The organism is Natrinema zhouii, from assembly GCF_013456555.2.
Taxonomy (GTDB): domain Archaea; phylum Halobacteriota; class Halobacteria; order Halobacteriales; family Natrialbaceae; genus Natrinema; species Natrinema zhouii.
In genome coordinates this window covers 176670-201312 of sequence record NZ_CP084885.1, presented here as the reverse complement: position 1 = coordinate 201312, position 24643 = coordinate 176670, and the positions used below count along the sequence as shown (strand labels likewise).

15 protein-coding genes and 2 pseudogenes are annotated in these 24643 nt (G+C 53.6%); 5 read left to right on the top strand and 12 right to left on the bottom strand.

All coding sequences use genetic code 11. The features are described 5' to 3' along the window. Nucleotides 1-60: 60 nt before the first annotated feature. The 3 genes and pseudogenes from HYG81_RS45225 to HYG81_RS45215 all read right to left on the bottom strand — a co-directional run. Nucleotides 61-310 (bottom strand): annotated as a pseudogene (locus tag HYG81_RS45225) (ATP-binding protein); the annotation flags it as partial. A gap of 332 nt (nucleotides 311-642) precedes the next feature. Continuing rightward, nucleotides 643-3522, bottom strand: a complete 2880-nt coding sequence (locus HYG81_RS45220) for an AAA family ATPase (RefSeq protein ID WP_226778783.1) — start codon at nucleotides 3520-3522, stop codon at nucleotides 643-645. A gap of 1 nt (nucleotide 3523) precedes the next feature. Continuing rightward, nucleotides 3524-4849 (bottom strand): metallophosphoesterase family protein, encoded by a 1326-nt coding sequence (locus HYG81_RS45215; RefSeq protein WP_226778782.1) that lies wholly within the window; start codon nucleotides 4847-4849, stop codon nucleotides 3524-3526. 224 nt (nucleotides 4850-5073) lie between these two features. Here HYG81_RS45215 and HYG81_RS45210 point away from each other — a divergent pair, with 224 nt between their 5' ends. The 3 genes from HYG81_RS45210 (at nucleotide 5074) to HYG81_RS45200 (ending at nucleotide 7818) form a co-directional block, all read left to right on the top strand. Then, nucleotides 5074-6579 (top strand): hypothetical protein, encoded by a 1506-nt coding sequence (locus tag HYG81_RS45210; RefSeq protein ID WP_226778781.1) that lies wholly within the window; start codon nucleotides 5074-5076, stop codon nucleotides 6577-6579. Between the two features lie 564 nt (nucleotides 6580-7143). Further along, the gene (locus tag HYG81_RS45205; protein WP_226778780.1) at nucleotides 7144-7419 is read left to right on the top strand and encodes a PadR family transcriptional regulator; all 276 of its coding nucleotides are present in this window, start codon (nucleotides 7144-7146) and stop codon (nucleotides 7417-7419) included. Between the two features lie 93 nt (nucleotides 7420-7512). Then, nucleotides 7513-7818, top strand: a complete 306-nt coding sequence (locus HYG81_RS45200; RefSeq protein ID WP_226778779.1) for a hypothetical protein — start codon at nucleotides 7513-7515, stop codon at nucleotides 7816-7818. Nucleotides 7819-7836: 18 nt separating this feature from the next. On the opposite strand, the gene HYG81_RS45195 is transcribed toward HYG81_RS45200, so the two are convergent. After that, the gene (locus tag HYG81_RS45195) at nucleotides 7837-8934 is read right to left on the bottom strand and encodes a helix-turn-helix domain-containing protein (protein WP_226778778.1); all 1098 of its coding nucleotides are present in this window, start codon (nucleotides 8932-8934) and stop codon (nucleotides 7837-7839) included. A gap of 749 nt (nucleotides 8935-9683) precedes the next feature. Between HYG81_RS45195 and HYG81_RS45190 the strand changes: the two genes are divergently transcribed. Further along, entirely contained in the window at nucleotides 9684-9908 is a 225-nt protein-coding gene (locus tag HYG81_RS45190; protein WP_226778777.1) for a hypothetical protein, read from the top strand. 23 nt (nucleotides 9909-9931) lie between these two features. Next, nucleotides 9932-10177 (top strand): annotated as a pseudogene (locus HYG81_RS45185) (IS5/IS1182 family transposase); the annotation flags it as partial. A 177-nt stretch (nucleotides 10178-10354) separates the two neighbouring features. Here HYG81_RS45185 and HYG81_RS45180 read toward each other — a convergent pair. From HYG81_RS45180 to HYG81_RS45145, 8 genes are all read right to left on the bottom strand, one after another. Then, a complete protein-coding gene (locus tag HYG81_RS45180; protein WP_226778776.1) occupies nucleotides 10355-11998 on the bottom strand; it encodes an ATP-binding protein in 1644 nt (547 codons plus the stop codon). After that, nucleotides 11998-12663 (bottom strand): DUF8166 family protein, encoded by a 666-nt coding sequence (locus tag HYG81_RS45175; protein WP_226778775.1) that lies wholly within the window; start codon nucleotides 12661-12663, stop codon nucleotides 11998-12000. Before HYG81_RS45175 ends, HYG81_RS45180 begins: the two co-directional genes overlap by 1 nt. Before the next feature lie 73 nt (nucleotides 12664-12736). Then, complete coding sequence (locus HYG81_RS45170) at nucleotides 12737-13795, bottom strand: DNA double-strand break repair nuclease NurA (RefSeq protein WP_226778774.1); 1059 nt, start codon at nucleotides 13793-13795, stop codon at nucleotides 12737-12739. Between the two features lie 206 nt (nucleotides 13796-14001). After that, nucleotides 14002-16713 (bottom strand): AAA family ATPase, encoded by a 2712-nt coding sequence (locus HYG81_RS45165; protein WP_226778773.1) that lies wholly within the window; start codon nucleotides 16711-16713, stop codon nucleotides 14002-14004. Then, nucleotides 16710-18227 (bottom strand): metallophosphoesterase family protein, encoded by a 1518-nt coding sequence (locus tag HYG81_RS45160; RefSeq protein WP_226778772.1) that lies wholly within the window; start codon nucleotides 18225-18227, stop codon nucleotides 16710-16712. Before HYG81_RS45160 ends, HYG81_RS45165 begins: the two co-directional genes overlap by 4 nt. Nucleotides 18228-18433: 206 nt before the next feature. Continuing rightward, the gene (locus HYG81_RS45155; protein ID WP_226778771.1) at nucleotides 18434-20680 is read right to left on the bottom strand and encodes a DEAD/DEAH box helicase; all 2247 of its coding nucleotides are present in this window, start codon (nucleotides 20678-20680) and stop codon (nucleotides 18434-18436) included. After that, nucleotides 20655-21998, bottom strand: coding sequence for an ATP-binding protein (locus tag HYG81_RS45150; protein ID WP_226778770.1), 1344 nt, complete (start codon nucleotides 21996-21998; stop codon nucleotides 20655-20657). The genes HYG81_RS45155 and HYG81_RS45150 overlap by 26 nt, the downstream gene beginning before the upstream one ends. Next, nucleotides 21995-24484, bottom strand: coding sequence for a TerB N-terminal domain-containing protein (locus HYG81_RS45145; RefSeq protein WP_226778769.1), 2490 nt, complete (start codon nucleotides 24482-24484; stop codon nucleotides 21995-21997). Before HYG81_RS45145 ends, HYG81_RS45150 begins: the two co-directional genes overlap by 4 nt. Between the last annotated feature and the right edge of the window lie 159 nt (nucleotides 24485-24643).

Below are 24643 nucleotides of genomic sequence, written 5' to 3'. Positions count from 1 at the left end.
GCGTCGGTGGCTGACGACAACAGCGTCCTGGTCACCGAGTGCTTCGAGGAGTGCTTCCTAGTCCCGACGAACGTTTCGCAGCGAGGGGAACTGTGCAGTCGCTGTGTCCACGAACTGCTCGAGCTGGTTTTGTTCGATGACTCGACTGATTGATAGTAGAGAACATCATCCCGATCAGAAATGGGCTGACGGACCAGTTCGCTTTTCCCCAGACGACATCGTCCGTAGACCACAACGAAGTCTGCCGTCTCGGACTCGTAGCAGTCCGTGAGTTGATCGAGTTCACTTCCCGATCAACGAATTGCTCCATACACCTAGTCGCATCTCCTTACAATAGAACTCCCGATTTTGGAAATCGTGCTTTCTATTCTGGGTTAGCAAGAACGCCCTCAAATAATTTGATCGAGAAATGCGACTCCGAACAGTACCGTTCTGGAAGATGAGTATTATCATCCTTTTCAACACCCTTAACCAACGCCCGATGAAGAACACGGTACTCCGTTGGTTAATGACACCACTGCTTCGTTGATGTTGGATCTGAGAGGCTGTACCCGAGCGCGATGACGTACAATTATTCTATTTAAGAGATATTGCACGGCATGCCGAAGGATGTTCCTTCTCGACAAGAAGGAGGATAACTTGCTAGTCAGCGGAAAGTTGCTGCTCGAGTGTATCTGCAGTTTCACGCTGGGTAAACTGCCCGCTGTTGAGCGACCAGTACTGTGCAGCGCAGTCGTTAGATGCCGTGATTCGGACGCACTGTGGATGACACGTGAGGAAGAACACCTGATTCGTCGCTGTTAGCTCGTCGACGACATCGAATACGCGACTCATGTGGTTTGGATCGAAGTTGGTAGCAGCATCATCCAGAACGACGGGGAGCGACACGTCGGTTTGTCGAATCCGTGCCAGCCGAACAGCAAGGAAGAGTTGTTCGGCAGTCGCCCGACTCAGTTCTCCAATGCCGTGGGCAGGCTTCTCGTCTCGAAGGGCCCGGAACTCGAGATTCTGGACATCGCCCTCCAGTTCAATGCCTTCGTACTCCTGTGTGATCTCGCTGAAAATCGTACTTGCGTCGTCGACGAGCGAGTGGACAACGTCTTCCATCAATCGTTCGTGAAGCTGTCTGACCATCGTCTCGGCAATCCGGTTAATCGCATATGCTTCGCCGAGGCGTTCGAATTCGACTCGACCCCCGTCGATCTGGGCGCGGGCCTCTTGGAGGTCATCTTCGGAGGCTAAGTCGTCCTGTCGCTGCTTGAGTTCGATACAGGCTTCTCGTAGCTCACTGCGTCGCTCTTTCAATTCTTTTATCTGCGTGTTTTGCTCGCGAATCTCGTCTGCAATCGCGTCAGTGTCAGCATACTTCGTAGCAGCGTTGCGAACGACATCGATCCACGGCTCGTCGTCCTCTCGAAGCGGCTCAAACGCATCTCGGGCCGACTCGTTCTCGAGCCGAGTGATAACTTGCGTTTCGACTTGGTCACGTTCCTCGACTGTATCCTCGAGTTCGTTGATCCGCTCGGCCTCGTCATTGAACGCCTGGATGTGCTGGAGAATTTCCTCGTCATCAGTAGCCAGGCCGACCGACCGGTCTTCATCCCATTCGGTCAGAACGGCATCGATGTCCTCGAGACACTCAGTGCGCTCGCGTTCGGTACGTCGAACATCCCGTGCCAGTTCGAGATCGGTGGCAACCGTTTCGAGCGTATCCAACACTTTGTCGGCATCTTTCAGCGGCTCTTCAGTTGCCCATGAAACGTCGGTCATATCCTCGAGCAGTGTCGCGACTTCTTCGAGGTCGGCGGCGAATTGCTCTTTGTCTTCTTCCCATTCGGTCCGCTTCTCGCGATAAGCTGCGATTTCGTCGTCGAGTTCGACAATCTGCTCGTAAAACTCGGGAAGCTCGCTTACCGGGAGCGATTCCGGAAGACCCAACTCTGTAACGAGTTCAGTGAACTCCGCCTGCGTATCTTCGAGCTCGTCGTCGAGTTCTGCAAGTCGCTCCGAATCCGCCTGAATATCGCCTTTGAGCGTCGTTACCTGGCCTTTGACTTCACGATACGGATCAGCATCGACAGTCGTTTCGACAGTCACCGTCGAATCAATTGCATAGAGACCGACTGCGAGGACGACGAGTCCAACGATCCCGCCAGCGATAGGTGTGGCCACAAATCCGACGCCCGTCCCGACAGCAAGCGCGATTCCTGCGACGATCGCTGGCTTTCGCTTCGGAACGGTGATCTCTCTGGTTTCCTCGTGTTCTTCCTCCATCTCCTCGAGTTCTGACTCGAATTCCTGCTTTCGCGTCCGCGCTGATTCGATGGAGGTCTTTAACTCAGAACGTTCACTCTGAAGCCCCCCAATCGTCGACGCAAGATCAGCAACTCGCGCTGTATCGACAGTGCTGGTTTCTATCTCGTCGATGTGGGTGAACGAACCGTCCCATTTGGAGTGTAAGGACGATATTTTACGCTTGATATCCTGCTTTTTCGTCTCGAGATCCTCTTCACGCTTGGTGAGTTCCTCGGCAGTCTTAGCCAACAACTTCCGATCATTCGTTTGGGCGTCGATTTCCGTCTCGTGTTCGAGGAGCCAGTCGTCATAGTCGTCGGTCGTATCGATCGTGGCTTCCTGATCGAACTCCTGACGTGCTTCAGCGAAGTCTGCTGTGGCCGTCTCGAATTCTTCCTCGAAGTGTTCGAGTCGATCAGTCAGGTGAGTCGGGAATTCGTCGATCGCATCGAGATCGACATCTTCGAGCCGTGCGTTCAGCGTCTCAAGTTGCTGAAGCGGATCGAAAAGTTCCTTGAGAACGTTCAGCCGATCACGTGTTTGCTGTCTGTGAGCAATTTTCTCATCGATTTCGGCTTGTTCAGTGCGTTTGTCTTCGAGTTTCTCCGTTACTGATCTGTACTCATTGACCTGCTGACTCGCCTCTTTTCGGGCTTCGATCCCCTCTCGAATCGTCTGGTATGGGTCGTTGAGTCGGGACGTTTTGGTGTTGGGATTCCCCTTCGAGAGTCCAATTGTATGGGCTTGATCGTTGAACGACTCCTCGATCTCCGGGATTTCAGCGATATCACCGTATGCCCCACCGAGCAGGACGCGAGCCAGATCTTCCGAATCGTCGATCCCCGGTGGGAGCCGCCGAAGTTCGTCGAGGCTAATCGTATAGAGGTTCTTGTACTGGCGTTCCGTGACGGGTCCGAAGATATCGTTGATGTCAATCTCCGGTCCGTCACTAATCGGGGAGACGGACGGTGACGAATGCCCACTTAGTACGTATCGGTACTGCTGCCCGTCGTGTGTGATCTCGGCGTCAATCCGATACTCGTCAGTCGCTGGTGGGAGGCCGTCGCTTTGACTGACACCGTCACGGAACTGCCGCAGTGCCTGCATGAACGTCGTCTTTCCGGCTCGTTGTGGGCCGCCGATGACGACAAGACTGTCGTCGAGATTGTCGAGCCGTGCGTTTCTGAAACAGCCGAAATCGTCGATTCGGAGTTCGTTTAGATGCATATTATGTTGCCCTCCGACGTGCTAACTCCTCGAGCACACGCTCTTGTGCGCGCTCGATGAGGTCGTCGAGTCGATCATCTGTGAGTGACAGTTCGTCCGGTCGTCCGTCTTCGTGGTCCTTCACCGCCTCCCAAACCATGCCGACTTCGTCTCGGTATTGGTCGCGGGCTTCCTCTCCATCGGGTTCGCCGACGAGTTCGAGGTACTCGTTGATCACCCGATCGCTGCCACAGAGGTCGTCGATGGATGGGATTGGAGGTCCAGTCTCATCCCGAACGGCCTCAGTCCAGACGAACGGCCGCCGCGATGGTAAGCCATCTCTGAGCCGTCGAGTGAGTTCATGGATTGCCTCTTCGTCGTTCGATAGCGTCTCGTGAACCGGCCCGTTTCCGGTCAGTTTCCATCGGCAAACGTAACCGTCAATACCCCAGTCAGGATCGCGAACGGTTACGGTGTTGCCATCGAACAGATCGGTCGGCGCTGAAAACTCCTCAAGCCTTTGTTCGATCCGGCGCTCGATGTCTGGGATCGAAGCGATGTCGTCGTTCCCTACGTCGACATCGACGGTTCGCCAGACGACTGGACTCGTTGGTACAAACTCGATCTCGTAGTCGCCGTCAGCATCGAGTTCAACAAGATAGCCACCGCCGAGCCCTGGTTCTGTGATTTGGCGACCCTGTGGGACACCCGAGTAGGCGACCGGCTGTTCGTTCTCGTAGATTCGTGGGTCGTGGATGTGTCCGAGCGCCCAGTAGTGGATACTGTCCTTGCTCTCGAGGTCGCTACGTGCGACTGGCACGTACCGGCGGCCATCGGGGTTCAGGCCTGTATGGAGGACGCCGATGTTCGGGATCCGATCGTCAGCGGGCGTAAACCGGTGGTACATCGACCGACTTTCATGGCGATCACGGTAGGACTGCCCCCAGATCCGAGCTTCTGGCGAATCCTCGTTAGGATAGTGGAACTCATCAGGTTCCTCGTGGTCAAACTCGTAGACGTTGTCCGGCAGATCGACATACGTCGTTGCACTGCCGACTGGGTCGTGATTCCCGTAGGTGACGTACGCAGGGATATCTCGATCCGCAAGCCGATCGAACTGTTCTTTCAAGAATGCATTAGCCTTGACACTCCGGGAGTCTTCATCGTAAAGGTCGCCGGCGATGACCACGAAGTCGACGTCCTCGTCGATCGCGGTATCGAACAGCCGTTCGATAGCGGTGTAAATAGCAGAATTGAGTGTCTTGATCGATTCAGTCGCCTGCCGATGCTGTGTCTTGAGTTGGCTTCCTAAATGCAGATCTGCTGTATGGAGGAATCGGACGCTCATTGGTTACTCTCATTCGTGAAGAGTGTCATAAATGACCTGATATTTGAGTGAGTTCGAAAACAGAGTGTTATAGAAGGCGTCCCATGGGATATATTTATTATCGGATATTTTGAATGTGAGCCTTCGAGCCCATCAGATCACACTTGAAGCTCTAATAGATCATAGGGAGAAATTCTCTAGTTGAAGAAAATCTTTTGTCCATGTGATTGATTTTCTATCGGTAAATGGGAGAAATCCAAATAGACAGACGAAACCTTCTCAAAGCCGGATCTTCTCTGAGCATTGTAACAGTTGCGGGCTGCTCCGGACAAGACACAAATCTCGAAGACAACGACTCCCCCACAGGGAATGAATCCGAAGAGGCGGAAAACGATGTAGAAGAATCAAATGAAGGACCATCCAAACCAGAAGCGCTGGCGGCAGAAGACCACACGCTTTCCGAGGAACATACTGTCGATGAATGGCATAGCACGTTAGAATTGACCGAGGAACAGCCCCACTGGACTACAGAGATCGTACCTCCTGAACCGGAAGACAACAGTATTCGATACGGCAAATGCCACGTTCTTGAATGCGAGATTGACACCTCCGATTCAATCCTTTCGGACGACAAGGAAGCGAGCCTTGCTCTAATCCCAGAAAATAGCAGAAGCAAATTTGAAGACGCACTCAAGCTCGAAAATTGCTGGGAGCCGCTTGGTATCGAGTTGAGCTGCACAACAAATCTTGAACAGTACGATAGAGATGGAGTGTCTGGAGACGTTGTAGAGATTGAGCCTGGAGACACCAAGTACGCTCGGTATCTTCTCCCGGATAGAGATTTTTTACTGGCTATCGACGGTAGCAACGCTGTAGGCGGGGAATATGTGAGTATAGATCCGGATCGAAGCGTCTCCGAGATGGATATCAAAACAAGGGTTCGAGTATTGGATCACTCGTTTGAAACCGCTCAATCAGAAGCTGTTCAAGCCTTTCAGGGATGGTTTTCGGGACAACCGGACTCGCCCGAACAGACGATGAGTGATGCTCAAAAGTTTGCTCAAGAAGTTTGTGAATCGACCGGTGCCAATGAAGTCAGTAGCGAGCCGGTGGAGGTGTTAGAAGACGATATTGATCAGGTGGAAGAGTACGGAGAGTTCATCGAAGATGTTCTTCAACTTGCTAATAACCGTTATCAGGCAGGTTTCCCAGTCGATATTGTAGACCGGTTTAATAGACTGGTGAAGTGGGGCTCTACGATGGTTCCGATTGTTGCTTCAGCAGTTGCGGTCGCAGAGAATGCGTGTGACCTGGCTCATGCTGATCTTGATAGTAACGAGGAGGAATCCGCTGAGAAAGTGGAAGCGTTCTTGTCCAGTGTTGCGGGTTTAGCGGTTCAGATTATATTCTTGAAATGGGGTGTTGTACGGCAGGTGTCGCGTGCAGTGGTCAAGCCTGCAAAAACCTTTGTACTCGGGTATATGCGTGAAATAGCCGGTCTGAGGTTGTTTGCATATTTGGTGAAGAACATAGTTGTCAAAATCGATCAGGGGATTGTCCAAGCTGTCCGTGAGTTTGCTGAACGGATTATTGCGGAGGTAGGTGAGTTCATCACGGAAAGTGATCTTGACGTGTTGGATGGACTGTCTAAAGATGATAGCTGGAAAGATATGGCGTTTATAGAAGAAGAGGATTGTACCTGTGAAAATCTGGGCTCTACTGAGGTCTGCATGAAGAAAATCTCTGTCTAGATCTGTTGCTCCTTGGCAGAGATACTCGTTTTTTGGCCTTGTTGAAACCCTCAATTGGTGATAGTTTTCGGCAGGACTGCTAAATACAGGGCGCGAATGTGGTATTTGGAAAGACCCAATCTACGAGAACCGGTGATCGGTCAGTACAGGTGAGTCACTGTTCACAGGCCATCAGCGTTTTTCAACAACCGCAGCAGCATACCAAAAGTCAGCACCATTGCGACGACGAACGTAATTGCGATAATAAGGGTACCTGTACCGACCATACCTGTCCTCAGGTGTGTAACTTCAATAAGATACTGGCCTGAAGTTCCTCTCCACAGTACCCTTCAGATCAATCAGTACGCACGTGTAGTGAACGGATAGTTCGCTCCAGATTCGGTGAAAAGAACGCCATGCGGATCGTTCTATGATACCCTCGAATCAGCCTCCGCTACAGTTTCCACCGTTTGATTGAGTATAAAATACATCCAACAGAGCACAATATTCTACTTTCACAGCGCTGAAACATATAATTCTCTGTGAAAAGAAGTCAAATGCAGCATCGTTGAATACTCACGTGAGATGGATGACCTCACCGGCTTCCAACGGGACCTCCTGTACGTGATCACAGGTGCCGACCGCCCATCCGGCCAAGATGTCAAGGAGGAGATAGAGGAATACTATGAGAGCGAGATCAATCACGGCCGGCTGTACCCAAACCTCGACACGCTTGTCAACAAGGAGTTGGTCGAGAAGGGGGAACTCGACCGACGGACGAACTACTACGCGATCAACGACGCAGGAGAGCAAGCGATCCAAGATAGACGAGAGTGGGAAGATCAGTACGTCGAGTTGTAGTGCAACCCATATTCGTTCGTTCGAGAGCGTTGGAAATTCCGACCATTTTGTCAATAAAAAGGCTTATACTGGCAAAATTGAGTCTCCCACTGTATGCCAAGTGAGAGAACGATGACAAATATCGTTACAGTGATCGGTCGTGGAGTGCCATCCAACTACGAAATTAGCGTCGATGGCGATATCGAACCAGTTGAGACTAACTCGCTCGAGAAACCCACAGTGGTCTCGGAACATGCTGTCGAGGGGACGATCGAAACCGGAGTCCAACGGTTCCGGTTTTCTGGAGAACTGGCGAACGTGCATGTTCTCGATTGGAACGGAACCCCTGCATCTGAATCACCGAGCGTACCAGAAGTCCACATCGATTACGGCGTCCCCAACCGGAAGAACAACAGCTAGTAAATCCTACGGAGTTGTCTAAGAAAGCGTTTGCTGTTCGAGCGGTGGGTCCATCTGCACGGCCTGATTGTTCCCGGTAGATCCTCTTGCTGTGAGCGCAGCTGCTAATCGCAGCCACGGACCAACTCGCTGGCGATTGAGTAATCGCTGGGGGTCCGGCGGCCAGAACAGTACGCTGCCTAGTGGGTCGTCGGGATCACTGTATCGCTCTGGCGGGAGGATTGTCTCGAGCAATGCGTCGGCGGCGTCGAGGATTGTCTGGTTCTCCTCGAGGACAGTTGGAACAACGGGATCGCGGCGTTCGGAAGTAGTCTGGAACGGTAGAGCTAGGCGGTATCTAGTCTCGTCAACCCGGATGAGATCGAACGCCTCGAGCCGGTTGCGATAGTTCCGGATGGTCCGTGCTGAGACGCCCGCTCGGTCGGCGAGGTCACGCTGTGACAGGCAGCTTTCGGCTGTGAGAAGCGTTTGAATGATTCGGCCAACTGTCAGTGGAAGATCGGCGAGCAACTGCTTGGGTTCGAGCGTTCCCAACGCGTAGCGGAGCTCGTCTGGCCGGAGCTCTTGGCTCTCGTCTTCGCCGGCGAGTTGGTGTAGTGCTTGAGCAGCAGCGTACGGTGAGCTGACTAACGCCTGTAGTAACGAGATACTGTCTCGAGTTGGTCGAAGGTTCTTGGTCTGCAGGATCCGCGTCGCAGCCATCGCGTAGCCCGTTCGATCGACCGTCGAGAGGGAGACAAGGACAGCAAATTCGGGAGCCTCATCAGCGACCGCTGCTGGCCTCTCAAGCGCTTCCTCAAGGTATGGGTGAAGTCGGTGGATATCCTCACCGCGAACGACGAGAGAGCCAATGAGAGTCCCCAGCGGGTCATCTGCATCAACAGTTGGTGTGAGTGCGGTGCGACGCTTTTCCTCGCGAGACTCGAACAGCTGCCGGTACGAGGCAAACACACCGTATTTCCCCTGAATCGCGGCCAAAATACTGATCGAGGTTGCGAGTTCGTCTAGCGAATCGGTCTCGAGTCCCGACGGGACGCGAAGCTCTCGAACGATATCGATTTCGAGGGCATCGAACAGATGGATGATCGAGCCAGCAAGCCCGTGAGCGGAGCGCATAATCTCGCTGCGGAAGCGGTTGCGATCCTCGTACTCACCGGTGGAGAGTTTCGCAGTGAGGTTCTTGAGGTCGGTCCCCCACTCGATGAACGCCTCACGAAGCGTTTTGGGATCCTCGAGTGCTTCGTCGGAGAGCCACCGATACAGCGAGCGTCTCGCAGGATTTCCGGCGGATCTTCTAATGACTCGAGACGGTTGTCGGTGAGCACTCAGTTGAGCAACTGCGGCGAGGCTAACGCTGTCGCGAGACTCACCACATACTGCAGGGGCTCACTCGCCCGAACGGCAACTACGACCTCCTCGCGATCACCGTCGAAACTCACGTATCGAGTATGGTCAGGACCATCCGTACGGTCCTCGAACGGGGCCTCAACAAGGGTAATGTCGCCGTCCTCTCCACAGCCAGCGGCGGCGGCATGCCCTGGACGGTCGAGGTAGGCCGTCCGGTAGGGATTGCTGTCCTCACCGCTACGGTTACACCCTGCCTCTCGTGTGCGCGGGGTTACACTGTTGGGAGGATGTTCCGGTGTCGATCACGGTCTCCGACAGTTCCTGTTGCCGACCGCGTTGGGCGTCCAATGTGGCGAGTAGCTATCGGCCAGCCTCCAGCAACTCGACAGTTCGATCATCGGCTGGTCCAAACTCTGCGACCAGGCCGAGCTCAGTGAGCGAGTTCGTTTCGGAGACTAGCAGTTGCGAGACCCGACTCCGATCGACGTCATGTATCGCCCGGAGTGCGTGCCGAGAGAGTGTCTGGGCGGGTTCATCCTCGAGCTGTCGAGGAGTTCGACCTTTCGGCTATCGGGGTCCAACGCCTCGAGGACGTCGTCGACGCGGTCCCCAGCAGGGCGGTGTGTCTCTCGCCACTGGCTCATGGCGGGGAGATCTTCGCGGTGATGCTGGGCGAGCCAGTGGTGGGTCCGTCCGGTTGCGATGACACGGACATCGAAGCCTGTTGCGAGGATGGCGAGTAGGCGACAGATTGTCTCGCGTTTTCCCAGAGACGATGCATGGCTTCCTCCATTGTTACTACAAAGACATCTACGGCATCCGCCCCGCTGAACGAGAGCTTCAGAACACAGTTGTCTGGCTCAGTTGTGGCTTTGATCGACCGCCGTCGAGAGACGCGGTCGGTCGCTTTCTCACCGATCCCAAACACGTCGTTGACGAAACCTTCGACCACCTCGTTGAGCAGGCCGTCCGCCGCGGCCTGCTCGACTTGACCTATTGCATCGATTCGACGTTTCGATCACCAACTATGAATGTGGAGACAATCCAGGAAGTACCATGATCTCGGTGTGAGAAGACTTCTATGACACCCTCACAACAATAGAATCTCTGTGACCGCTGGCAGACAGTTACTTTCTCAGCAGATCGTTGCGCCCTCAAAAGCGTGATTCTCGCTCACAGCCAGATCACATTAATCGAGACTCTGAACGCCAGTCGAGTCTCCCTCCCCGAAATCAGCAGATTCGGACTGTGTCGGCTCTCGTTGCCGTTCGTCGTATGCTTCGCGCCATTCCTCGATGACTGGCCGGCTTCCAGCACCGTGTGGTGTGCGTCGCTGTCGAACCTGGATCAGTGCCGGCGTGTTCATTGCGTCACCAGACACGACTGCTTGCCCTGGTGTTAAACCGGGCAACTCTCGAAGCACGTCTTCGCCAGCGGCCTCCACGGAGTTTTTGATCGCATCCTGGTCACTCGGATTCTTGATCTGCATCGAAATCTGCGTTCCGCACTGCGACAGAACGTCTTGATCGATTTTCGACGGGCGTTGACTGATAATCCCGAGTCCGAATCCGAACTTACGGCCTTCAGACGTAATCGTTCGCATGATCCCTAACGATGGGGCTTCACCGGAGGCTGGAGCAAACCGGTGCCCTTCTTCGAACAAGGCGAAAATCGGATGCTCGATATCTGAATCCCGGTTCCGCACGTCACCGAGTCGCTCTCGATACATTCGCCGCAGAAGAACGGTCGTAATAAGTTGCTGATCCCGCCGATCCAACGTGTCCATCTGAAGAACAGTACACTGTCCTGGGTCCACAATTTCATCCAGTGGCACGTTCTCTTCGGGATGGAAGAGATCATTCCGCTCGATCGATCGGCGGAGCCGCCACTCTAATGCGCCGACACTTGCGTCATCAGCCCCGAACTCGGCTTCCATTTCCGCAATAAGTGCATCGATCCCCCACGTCCGGCTTTCACGGTTCTGCATCGATCGCCACGCCGTCGAGAGGCGATCTTGCATTCGGTTACTCGGGTTATCCAACACCGCCATGACATCGCCGATTTCTAACTCAGAAATCCGAACCTGAAGCCGCTCTGGATCGTAGTAGACGACATCTGGTTCATATCCATCTGGATCTTGAAACGCCCCTTCGCCCTGCATTTCCGCCAGTGTATCGTACTCACCGTGTGGGTCAAACACGAGTAGTGATGCACGCGAGCTCGGACGCATCATCTCCTCGATCAAGACCGACGCTGTGTAGGATTTCCCGCTTCCGGTTGATGCGAGAATCGCTAGATGTGTCGAAGCGAATTCTTCAATCGGAATGTGTAGATTTGTCGCCTCTGCTGGTCGATTCAACAGCCAGCCGACGTGCGCGACTCCGTCAAGTGTTGTGACATCCGTGCTGTCAGTTTCACAGCCGAGGTTCGGCAATACGGTTTCGAGTTGTTGATGCGGTGCGATCGACAGTGGTGTCCCCGGGTCAGGCAGCTGGCGAGGATTAGCGAACGTCGTCATATTCGTGTCGTAGTAACCGATGACCGTTGCTGTCAACCGGTACAACTCAGTATCATCAGTCGGCACACCGAGTGTTGTCGCGACTGTCTCCGGCCCGACCTCCGGATCCGCAAGGAACCCTTCAGGAAGCCCCCGAATCAGTTCACGGTTCGTCACGCGAGCGAACACCGATCGTGGCTCACCTTCAACCGAGACAGTGTACGTAATGAACTCACCCGTCTTGATCGACTTGTTTGACGGAGTCACGAACACGAATTCGTTCGGATCTTCACCCGGTCCAGCGACGGTTCCGACCACGTCTGATCGGTCTACCATTAGACCACCCCTCGCTGTTCACGCGCTTGCCACTGCACGTTCTGTTCAACCACATCTAGTACTCGCTGGTTTGGATCGTCATCCGGGAGCATCCCTCGTAACCGGTCAATCAGTGCAACAATGACCTCCGACCCGAGGTCACCAGCAATATCCAAGAGCCGATCCATGTACGCCAACTGAATTTGGTCGTCGACGGTATGGAAGGAAACCGTGACCTGATCCGGACAGTGGAAGACGGTATCCTCGACTTCTAACGTCCACCGCGGCATTTGATGCGTTGGCTCCTGTATTGCCCCATCCTCGGTGACGACTGCGGTACCGAGAAGCGCCACACCAGCGAGCGTGGTACGCTCTTCGATGTATCCCGGCGTGAATTGAGCTTGATCGTCCTGCGCTAATCGCGGCCCGGTCCGTCCCTGGTCAGGATCGACTAACTGCGTGTCATAAATCACGCCCATAACCGCGTACTCGGTTCCGTCGACGGTTTTCTTGATGAAGACTGGTTGCCCGAACTCGCGCTCGTGAAGTTCCGGTGGACAATCACAGTCCCGTTCCTTGTACACCTCGACGACGTAATCTAAGTGGCTGTTCGATGATACGATGCTGCCAATCCGAACGCACGAATCGAGATCTGGACTGTCTTCGTTAGTTGGTGTGTCTGTCATAGCTCCGTCTCCGTACTATTGTCTGGTCGTCGAGCGGTGCATCCTGCTGGTGTGTGTGGGGTGTGGTGGTGAATCATCGTCGTCGAAGTTCCTTGCTTAGTGCTTTAGCGTCCCATTCCAGCGGCACGTCGTTCGATTCAGCCCAGCGTTGGACGACGCGCTGGAACTGTTGGCGGTCTTGATGGTCTAATACAGCGTCGCTATCGGCCTGTTGCAGGATTTCTGGATAACCACGTCCGATGCCTGCTTCTGCCCGCACAATGTCGACGGTGTACTTGTACATCGAATCATACCCGTCGGGACCGGGACTGCGGCACAGCCACCCGGGGAATTCGATCCGGTCGAGTCCAGCGCCTGGCGGCACGTTCAGGTACGAGAACAAGATGTCATCGCGGAATTCGTACGCTTCCCCGTCGTACATTGTCTGCAACGCGTCGATGCTCCCGTCACGCTTCGAGATGAACGGGATCGTCGTATCGCCCCACGGGCTCATCAACTCCGTCAGGACGTGCGCATCCGGAATGACGCGGTCAGTCTCGAACTCCTCGCGCAACAGGAGTCGCGTCATCTTCACGAGTTCAGTCGCACTCGACCCTGCGACGTATCCGACTAGTGGGATCTCGTGGTGCTGACTCACTGCAATAACTCGACTCAGTGTCGAGATGTACCGCTCTCGAGTCTCCGGCTTCAACGGATTCGCAAACGACGCGATCAACGGCCCGTCATAGAATACGACTGGTGTATGGGCGATATTGCCTGCATCACGCGCGTCAGCTAAGTCCGAGAGTTGGTCGATGAGTAGCCGTCCTTCGTGTTCGAACCGGTGATGCCCCACGAGTTGGGAATCAACGAATCGGTAGTCACCGTCCTCTGATTCTTGTGTGACCTCGTCAGGCGTCAAGAGTCGCCCGTCAACGCCGCGGTCAAGCCGTCCCTCGGCGTGATGATGGTTGACTGCCCATGCCGCTTGGATGTACGCGAGCGGGACGTTGAATTGCGTTGTCGGCGGGAGTTGTGACCCATCGACAGCCATCACCGGCACGTCACGAATAATATTGCGCGCCCACTCGTTGACCTCCTCGTGATTCTCCCACCCGTCACTCTCTGGGTACGGGATGATGAGACTGTCCACATCATCGAACTCGTCTGTCGGATATGCCCCTGGGTATGACGCGTCCTGGAGCGAGGCTCGAATTTCAGCACTTGTCCACTCGCTGGGTAGCCGCTGAAACGCGTCTTGATATCGTTCCACGATCCCCGTATCGTCTTCGAGATACGTTTTAATCGTATCAACGTTCGTCTCCAATTCAGACGCGACGCCGCGTTTATCGAGCGGCATTAATTGACCGACACCTCCGAGGTCTGCCGGTCTTTCTCGATGGTGATCGTGTAGTCAGTCATCGAATCGAATGTCTGGTCGTGACTAATGACCGTGAGTTGCTCGAAGCTATCCAGTTGTTTGAGCTGGGTGACGAGATTCCGTTTCTTTTGTCGGTCGAGGTTCGCCGTTGGTTCGTCCAAGAACGCGATTCCCACAGATGCTAACTGTTCGAGAATCGCCAGTCGCACCGCAAGTGCAGCCGCCATCTTCTCCCCGCCACTCAGCGTCGAAAACGACTTTCGGACATCCGCATCGTGTACGATTATCTCGTAATCGCTCGTCCACTCCAGCATCTCGGCCGACGCGCCGCGAATCGACCGGAACAACTCATTCGCCCGGGATCCAATCCGATCAGTGATGATCTCGCGCATCTTCGGCCCGGCCTCCCGGACATTCTCCCGAACCCAGTTGGCGAACTGCTGGTCCGCTTTCAGTTCCTTCACCTGCTGGAATTTCTCTTGACGCTCCTCTAGCTTCGTCTCCAACTCCTCGATAGTATCACGAACCTCCTCCAGGTACCCCTTCTTATGCTCTAATGACCGCCGATCACCTGCCAGTTCCTCCTTGAGATCCTCGATATCTGATTCCAGCGTCTCGAATCGTTCTTCATCGAACGACGCTTTCGTCTCCTCCAGTTCTGCCTCCGTCTCTTCGAGATCCATTTCGAGATCCGCAAGCTCGTTCTCCAGGTCTTCGACTCTCTCCCGCCGGTCCTCCACCTGTGACGCCTGCTGCTCGTGCTTGATATACGTCTGATATGCCGACTCCGTCTCGTTCAGCGTTTCTTTGACCTCCGTCAACTTCTTATCCAAGCCCTCGAACGCTTCCAACTCGTCTTCGAACTCCGCCAGCACAGACTGTTCTTCCTCTAGTTCGGCCCGTTTTGCCTCCAATTCATCGGGGACATTAGTATGCTCCTTAACTCGGAATTCAGCAGTCTGGTACTCGTCGTACGTTTCCTCTAGGTCGTCTCGCTCGGCTTCGAGGTCCGGAAGATCCGCCAATTCGTCTTCCAAGTCCGCTAACTTCGCCTCCGTCTCTTCCTTCTCGGCACGCAGGTCTTCGATCTCATCTTCCAGCGACTCGATTTTGTCCCGGTGAACAGGGCGCTTATCAACGCGCTGCTTGACCTCCCTCGCCGTGTCACGCCGCTCACGCAATGCATCAAGTTCCTCGGCGAGTTCCTCGCGTTCCGTCTCGATTTCCTCGATCCGGGCTTCACGCTGCTCGATCGTCTTTGACCGGTGATCCTCTTTTAACGGACGGTCACACGTCGGGCACGGCGCATCAACATCCGTGTCATGCAACCTGTCCAACTGTTCTTCAAGCCGCTCACGCTCGCTCTCCAGTTGCTTTCGGCTCGCCTCCTGGTCGTTGATCTCATCGGAGAGCGCTTCCGGATCCGTCGTCGCTTCCCACTCGTCCTCTATCTCCGCAATCGTCTCCTCTTTCGCCTCGATTTCGTGCTCCTTCGATTCGATCCCCTCTATCAATTGCTCGATTTCCTCCTCGAATGCCTCTACGTCGTCCTCGCTGTCTTTCAGCGACTCAATGCGTTCATCGAGTTCCTCATACCGCTCCTTCTCTTCTTCACGCATCCCCAAGCTCTCTCGAGCCGCCTCCAGTTCTTCTAGGTCGTCTTCCAGTTGTTCGACCTCGAATCGGATCGCCTGGATTGTGTCTTCCTGTTTATTTCGTTCCTCGACGAGTGTGTCCCGTTCGACCTCCTGTTCCTCTAATTCGTCCCGCCGCTCGCGTGCCTCCTTGTACCGACGGTACTCCTCACGGTTCGCCTCGCACTTCTCCTGTGCTTCTTCGGCGGCCGCGAGTTCCTCTTTAGCCGTCTCCAAATTGCTCTCTGTCGAGCCGATGTCCCCTTCCAGCGAGTCGGCTTCCTGGTTAATGCAGTCGATTTTCTCTTCAACGGCTTCCAGTTGCTCGTACTCCGCCTCCTTCTCCGACAACTCGCCGGTTTTCCGTTCGATTCGCGCTTCAATTGCCTCAACGTTGTCGGCCAACGACTCCGCTTCCGCCCGCTCGTCCGGCAGACCCTGTACCTCGCCAGTGAGCGTATCAATGTCCCTGCGGAGATCCTGCTGCTGGTTCTCAATCGCGTCCGGCACGTCCTTGAGCGTCTCCCATGACCCCTCGTACGCGTTCAAGTTCAGGAGCGCATCGAACGTCGCTTTGCGATTCCGAGGTGTTTGCGAGAAGTCCGACAGGAACCGTGTTTGGGGCACTCCGATACTGGAACTCCAGAGACTGCTGAGCTCGTCTCCATCTTCAACATCGAAGCGCGCGCACACCCACTCCACCAACTGTTTCTTGGAATCGATATCCTGATCGACCCACTCGTCAGCATCGGGATCATACCGGTGCACGCCGTACTTCGACCGGCCGACCGACCGAATAACTCTGTACCGTTCCGTCCCACGCTGCGTGTCCTGTTCGAACGTGACCTCGACAGTTCCGGAACTCGCGCCTTCACGCACGAACTCCTTGTTGTTGAATGGGAGCGAGTCGAATAATGCGAATCCGATGGCCTCTTGAATCGTCGATTTCCCTGCGCCGTTCTCACCGAGAATCGCTGTCACGCCGCCTTCGATCGGTACGACAGTCCGGTCCTCGTACGATTTGATGTCTTCCAGCGCAACCTCCGTGATTCTCATTGTTCCACCACCTTCCCTGCCTCTGTCTCTACGTCTGCTTCGTCGTCGCCCGTCGTGTCACCAGACGTATTCTCGCCCGCTTCAGCATCAGCGAACGGATCTTCTTCAATGTCCAGCACGACGTCGTCTGTCAGTTCCGGGAACAACTTGTGCCGCGCTGAACTCACGGAGTCACGAATATCCTCGACGGCTTCGTCAGCCTGCGCCATCTGATGAGCGTTCCCCAATACGTCAGCGACGTCGGCTGCGTGGTCATCGTAGATCGATTCCTTCGCAATCGTCTCGAAGACGCGGTGCTCTAACGCAGCCGTGTTCAACTGCCCATCCTTGAACACCTCGTCCTCGTCGATCTCCGATAGGAGTTGCTGCACGTTCGCCGTCCGAATCCCTGTATTTACCTGCACGTACAACGCGTCGTACGCGTCTTCCACCCACGCCGCAAGTTCATCCGACCGGAAATCCCCACGGCTAAACTGCAACGTCCCCGTGAACCGAAGGTCGATAATCGGTTCTCGCGGTTCGCCTCGTGCCGTGAACTCGTCCTGACTGCAGTACTCTGTCATCGCAGCCTGCTCGTCCCGGACATGGTTCTGAAACGCGGTTTCGAGATCGCCCGGAGACTCATACGCGGTAACATCGAATTCAATCCGGTAGTACGGCCGTCGCTTCGTCAAATGATGCTCCACATCGAAACCGACCGCGTCATTGTCCGCCTCGGCTGACCCGTTGTCGAGCGCGACCGAGTAGTAGCCGTGCTCCCACTCAGCCCGCCCTTCCCGCGTATTATGAGCTTCCGGCGACCCAGGATTGTATATCCACTCACCAGACTCGTACCGCTTGTGAATGTGCCCGAGTGCCAGATAATCCACGACGTCCTTCAAGTCTCGTAGCTCGGCATGGGTTACTGTCCCCCCGAGCGTCGGCACCTCGTCTTCAATCCCGAAATGCGCCAGCAACACGGTCCACGTCGGCTCACCGTACTCGTCGTTCGTGGCTTGAATGCCGTTCGCTACCTGCTGGAGGGCCTGCCCGGTCTTCGCGCCGCGCCACTGTAGCCCGAACACGCGAACCGGACCATCGAATCTCTCGACATTGATGTCGTAAAACCCGGCGTGATCGCCTGGATCCTCCGGGTCGTACGGTTCGAACCGAGCAGTTTCTGGATCAGCGTCCAGATCACCCTTCAGAAACACGACTTGACCGCGCTGATGCAGGTAATTCAACCACGTCACGTCACGTGGCGTCAGGTTCTCGTCGTGGTTTCCCCGAGACACTAACACCGGCACGTCATCCGGCACTCGGTCAAGTTCCTGCTCGGTTTGATGGAGAACCTTCGGACGCAGATCCCGGGAGTGGAACAAATCACCTGGTAACAGCACCGCGTCCGTCCTGCGCTCGTTGGTCATTTCTTGGAGCGCAGAACGCGAGGTTGATACCATGTCGTCCTCTCGTTGTTTCAACCCGTACTGTCGATGGCCAAGGTGTGTATCGGCGATATGTGTTAGTGTGAGCATATTTTGTTGATGGTGATGGTTAGGTACCTATCTGGAACCTGTTAATCCCCATTTTGCTAGTTCATAGCTATGTCTTTGCTACCAACTATTAAATACCAGTCAACAAAAGTGGAAGTGAGCAGGGAACTATCATCTACAACGTTTATTAGAACATTGAGCAATCTCAAAAGGCGAGATCTGTATGAAGCCGATGACTCTGAGAAAAATTAGTTCCTGCTCACAATCTCTTTGACCTGATTCAACGCACCTTCAATATCCAACCGATTAGACGCATAATTCGAATTTAGGAGTTCTTTTGGCAAGTATCGGTCGTGCTTATCGATGATCTTGTTCTCGACGGTCTCCGCTAACTTAGCTGGTTCAGGAGGCTGTAACGACGCTATTTCACAAAGCTCCTCTAACAGCTCCAGAGACTGGCAATTCCGGACCTGTAACGTCATACCCACCTTTGATGCTTGATAGCCTCTCTTTGCGAGAAGCAGATGTATCGTATTCACGATACGGTCACCAGCCCAAACGAACAGAATCGTGTGCTCTCCCTGTTGAATCAGATTTTGGTTCTCTAGGTCTAGCCGTTCAAAGTGCATTCGACCTTCTTCAAGCAAATTCACTGCCTCCGTATCCAAGTATCTCGGAATCTCCGTGCTGGTGTATGTAGTAAACATTTCTTCACGAACGTGAGTATGAACGAGCGCTCCTTCACCTCCAAACTTCGGAACATTTCCTCCAGGAGCTGGTTTCAAGAACGCGATTTGCTTCTCTTGATCAACCGACTCAACTTCCCAACGCTGGCCGCCAAATATCAGCAATTTACCGTCTATCAAGGGACTCGTGACGGGGAGCATCCCAATCGTTTTCTCATTAGAGACGAGACGGTACTCATCCGGACTCCAGAACGCGGCATAGAAATCATAGTGCCGGGTGACCTTCTCACCGGTCAACCCCATTATGAGATCCCCGTCTCCCGCTTGACTAAGTAACTCCTTGTCTGCGAGCCCCCGTAGCAACGATTTGAATTGAGAAATCGCGATTTTATCAAACGGCCCCGTTTGACACAAAATACGGTAGGCAGTCTCCGTTTTGATCCCACCATGCTCAGCGACAAGCGAGAGAAGTTGTTGAATCAACGTCGAAAGTTCCAGCGCATTGAGGTTCGGTGGCTCGTACCACTTCTCAATTAATAAGTCCACCATCGCAATCGTCTGAACGAGTTCAGGGCGTAGTGTGTCCTCAAGTGGCGTCGAATCAGTAATCTCTGGCTCTTGAATATACACTCGCAAGACTGCAGGGTTATCTTCCCGTCCAGATCGACCTAATCGTTGCCGCATACTGGAAACGGATGGTGGTGATCCGATTTGACCGATACTGTCCATCCATCCGATATCGATTCCTAATTCGAGCGTACTGGTACAGATAACCGTTGCAGGAGCGTTCGAGTTTTTCAGCAGTCGTTCGCTTTCTTCTCGAATCTCTTTGGACAGACTCCCGTGGTGCGCGTAGAATTCGTTGGGAACGCCCCTCTCCTCCGAGACTCGCTTCAGCAGATCAGTATAGAGTTCGACATCCATTCGGCGATTTGCAAAGACAAGATTGTCCTGCCCACGGAGGGTTGTGAAGATCTGCTCAGCAATATCAACAATTGTTCCTGAGGGTTCTTCCTCGTCTTCCTCGTTACTTCCACTGTTCTTATTCTCGTACCCTTTTACTAGAAGCCGGATTTCCTGTCGATCACTATCAGGGTCAATAATCTCGACTTTAGATCCTGCTTTCGGACGCAGGAACTCTGCAGTCATCTCATGATCCCCGATCGTGGCAGAAAGCGCAATACGCGGAAACCACTCGCCTTTGGCTCTCTCAATACGATGCAGAAGTGACTGAACCTGTTTTCCTCTGGGTGTCCCGATGAACGCATGTACTTCATCAACTACGACGTAAGAGACGTTCTGTAACGCTTGATGGAACACCGATGGTCGACGAAGAAACAGCGCCTCCACTGACTCTGGGGTGATTAGGAGAATCCCGTTCGGCTCGTCGAGAGCTTTGTGTTTTTTGCTCGAAGAGATGTCTCCATGCCACCGGTGAACAGGTAGATCACAAGAATCACAGAGCTCTTGGAGTCGGTCATACTGGTCGTTGATCAGTGCTTTTAACGGAGAAATATACACGACGTCGAACCCCGAACTGGGGCTCTGAGACGATTCACGCTGAACCGTAATGTCTGAGAGGATCGGTAGGAACGCAGCTTCGGTTTTTCCTGACGCGGTGGGTGCCGACAAAATAACGTCCGAGTCACCGTCTAAAACGACAGGGATCGCTTGTTCCTGAATTGGGCGAAGAGTATCCCAGCCTTGCTTCCAAACCCATCGCTGCATCGACTTGTGAAGAAGCTCAAAGGACTTCGTCTGGCGAGACGTGTCTTCATCATCACTAGAGTTTGAAGTTGGCAAGATCATCACCCTCGTCGTTCCCAGCAGATTCTGATTCCTCGGCTTGAGATGGTTCAATCCCCTCTGACTCAACCTGGATATCCCCGATCAGTTCTTCCCACGAAACCTCGGGATTCTGCTCTAAGATAGCGAGGAAACTGAGGAACTCTTTGATCGTGTTTCGAGGAGTCTGGAAGTACGCGGCTCCGATTTGTTCATTACAATGACGCATGAACGTCTCTACTGCTTCATCCGGGATAACGTAGTTATCAGGATTCCCTCCGGCGTGAATATGACGAAGCTTCTGGAGGAGCACGAACATATCCTCCTGTGTTAGACTGGAGAGACGGATGACAGGCCCACTCATGTCGACAAGCTCATCTGAAGCGAACGTGCTTTCAGACAACCTCGTTTTCAACGCGTCATAACTGTATAACCCGCGTTTTGTATCGGTGAGGAAATCCGGTGTTCCCGCAAAGAGAAAGCCGAGACCGACCGTTTGGCCTTGCATCCCGTCATTCACGATCGATAGCACTTTCTCATAATTGCTTTTTCGTGCCCCCGTGTGAGACAGTTTGTAGAGGTTCACCATCTCGTCAAGATTGATCAACAGTCCCTCATAACCTGCCAAATCAACGAATCGAGCCATCAGCTTCGTCATCTCATACCAGTTCGAATCGTCAATAATCGGAACGCGTTTATCCAGAACCTTTCGTGCTTCTGTTTTCGTGTCGTATTCACCACGCAACCACCGTAACGCTGCATGTTGCAGCTCCTCATCGTTCTCCTGATGTCCTTCCCAATACAGAGCGACGATGTCTGTGAACGCATACCCCGCAACAAGTTCTGAAAGCTCGTCTAACCGATCCCGGATAATCTCCTCAGTCGGGACATCTTGATTGGTCGCTTCACGATTGGCCTCCGCGATGAATCGCTCAACAATACCTCGAAGTGCTCCACCGTCCGGTGTTGCGCGAGTCGAAAGGTTTTGAGCTAACTGTTGGTAAAGCGCACGACCATGCCCTGACGTTGACCGGAAGCGCCGATCCGGTGTTAAATCTGCATGCGCCGTGACGAGCCGTTTCTCCAACGCAATTGTCCGCATCAAATTGAGGAAAAACGTCTTTCCTGACCCGTACTCGCCAATGATAAACCGAACTGCGGACCCCCCGTCAGCAATTCGATCTAAGTCTTCAGTTACGGCCTTCACCTCTTTCGCACGCCCGACTTGGATATGTTGCAAGCCACGCCGGGGCACGAGACCCGCTTGGAGGGACTGAACAATTGCATCACGGTCACGGGCCCGAATCGTTGCTGCTTCAAGGTCTGACTTATCGTCGCTCATTCTAAGATCTCCTCGGATACTTCTTCATTAACCATTATCTCATCAACTCCTTCAATAACGGGTGTTTCGACCAGTTCGAATGCATAGTCATTTATCACTTCCATTGCCGCCCCGGGGAACAACCCTTGTTCACGAGCCAACTCTTCAACCTCCTCTCGATCCCACTGCTGCTTCTGCGAGAGGGCAGTGAGGAACCGGCGGTGATCCTCATCTAACGGCTCTACCTTGCTGTCCGTAGAACCCGACTCTGGATCAGGAGATTGATCCTCTAGTGGCTGGGACCCCTGCTGCGCATCCTCTTCCTCTTCGTCCTCGAAAATGTCGGCGAGGAATGCACTCACCTCTTGACTTTCTTCGAGAGTCCTTTTCACTCGATCCTGATCTAATTCGATTTCCGACGTCTGCGGTTCCTCCGCTGTCTCCGATTCAGGAATCTCATAGTGCTTACTAGCGGAGTCCGGCTTTTGTATGGTTACTGGCTCATCATCCGCTTCGGGCGGCTTCGTCTGAAGCTCATGGATATGCGTGTGAACCATCTCTTCATCTAAACCCAACACCGGATAGATCTTCGACAACTCCTGGATCTCATCTGAATCGATATTCCCATCTGAACACGCAAGAGCAGTTAGAAACTTCGCAATTCGTGGTTTTTGCTCGTCTGGAAGATCCTCAGCACGTTGCCGGACACCGTGCAGAGTCGGCGAATCAAGAATGAGCCAGCGACGATGCGCCTCCAGTCGCATTCGGTCAGATTCACCCAGTTCGAGGAATGACCCGAGGTTTTCTGCGAGGTACTCCGTTTGCTCAGGTGCCACTTCATCGTTTGCGAGCACAACTTTGATAGCGAGTTTCTGAATGAGTCTAATACCTTCTGAAACCGCAGATGTCTCAGCACTCGATCCGGGCGGCAGCTGGTAAATCACTGCAGGATCACCCCATCCGCGGGACGGGGCAGAAAACCGGGTGTCAGGCTCTACACCAAACTCAAGTTTCTCAAGCAGATTTGCGAGTCGACGCAGATCACGTTTCCGAACATCTCCACTCGAGTCGACAGGCAAATGTTCAAGTAACAGATCGAGGTCCGTCTCGACCATCTCTGACTCACCTAACTCGTTTTCGATCGCTTGAATACAGTCGGTCAGTGATTCAGATTGGTAATGGTCGAGAAGCGATTTGGGGAGGAATGATAATGCTTCTAGACTGTCTCGGTCATCAGCTCGCCCAACGTATCGAGAGTACGCGTCTAACTCATCGCAACACTCATTTGCCAACTCTTGCATCGCTTCTAGTGGCTCCGACAGGGCAGAAATATCCGGCAGACCATCAATCTCAATTTCCCCTAAGTCTGGCAGTGAACGACTGGCAGACCCGTAGCTAACTGTGAGAGGTGCTGTATCGAGATCCTCGAGCAATCCCTTCCCAAAGCGTTCTTCGTACTTTGTAAAGAAGAGTAACTTGAACTCATCCTCGCACCGCTGCCCTGGCGTCCGCAGATACGTGTTCGACGATTGTTCAAACCACTCAAACGCAACTTCAGGATCAAGCGGTTCCTCGTCGACTATCTGGCGACCAATCCTCACTCGTTTCCCTAATGGAATCTCTCGGCCCCGGCTCGTATGAGAAATCTCCGTAAGTGACTCAGGGTCGTATTTAGCGCGCACCGCGTTCAAAAACCGCGTTGCGTACCCCGGGAAGGAACTCTCATTACCATAGACTTCCAGCAACTCCTCCACCTCGGCAAGGATGTCTGGAATCTCAGAACGCGCCTGACTCGAATGCTGTGCATCAAAGAGCACCCGTCGTTCGAGACCATAGAAAAACAGGAACACGTACCCGATATCAATGTCGGGATCACGCCGACCATTTGCCAACCACTCAAGATACGTCGCTCGACAACCCGAATCAATATCCGAATACGACGGCCAATACGACATTCGAGTCCCATCCGGATCAGACGTACTAGCATCAACGTCAAGCGTCGGATCGATCAAACACGCATCTACTCCGTGAAACCCATCAACCGAACTTAGTCCCGTCCCAACGTAAACCATCCCCCCAGGGATCTCATACCCATTAATTGAGACCTCATCTCCCGGCGGAACCCACGCTTTCGAAGACTGATCACACATCTCTTCCTCGTCGAGTTGCGACCCTACTGAACCACTCCCCCCACTACCGATGGACACCTCCATAGTGAAATCAGCCGAGGTATTTCCGCTTCGACGTTCTGACTCTGACGAAGTCTCACTCGGTTTTGCTTCATTTACCGATGCGGACTCTTCAGTATATTTAGCAGTGAATTTACTCTCGTCCATCAATAAGTACCTCACCCCCTCCACAAACCCAATCAGGCCAGGAATCAGCGTCCAGAAAAATAAAAAGTAGAGGATACCCCAACCGTATGACCGCAGATAGAACCGGTGAGCGCCAAACGAACCCAAAAAGATGGCAAGCAAGGCTGCAACCGTTTTTGATTTCGATATCATCTCTTAGAACCACCATGATTTGAGAACGGTATTGAACACCCAGGTGTTTCCAATGCGCTAGTCCCATCCATAGTTGCTGTTAGTGTTTAAACAGCAAGACCATCAATCCTTCCAAGTTCCAGTTAGAGTGTCTGGGGGTGGATCTGCGACCATCCGTCT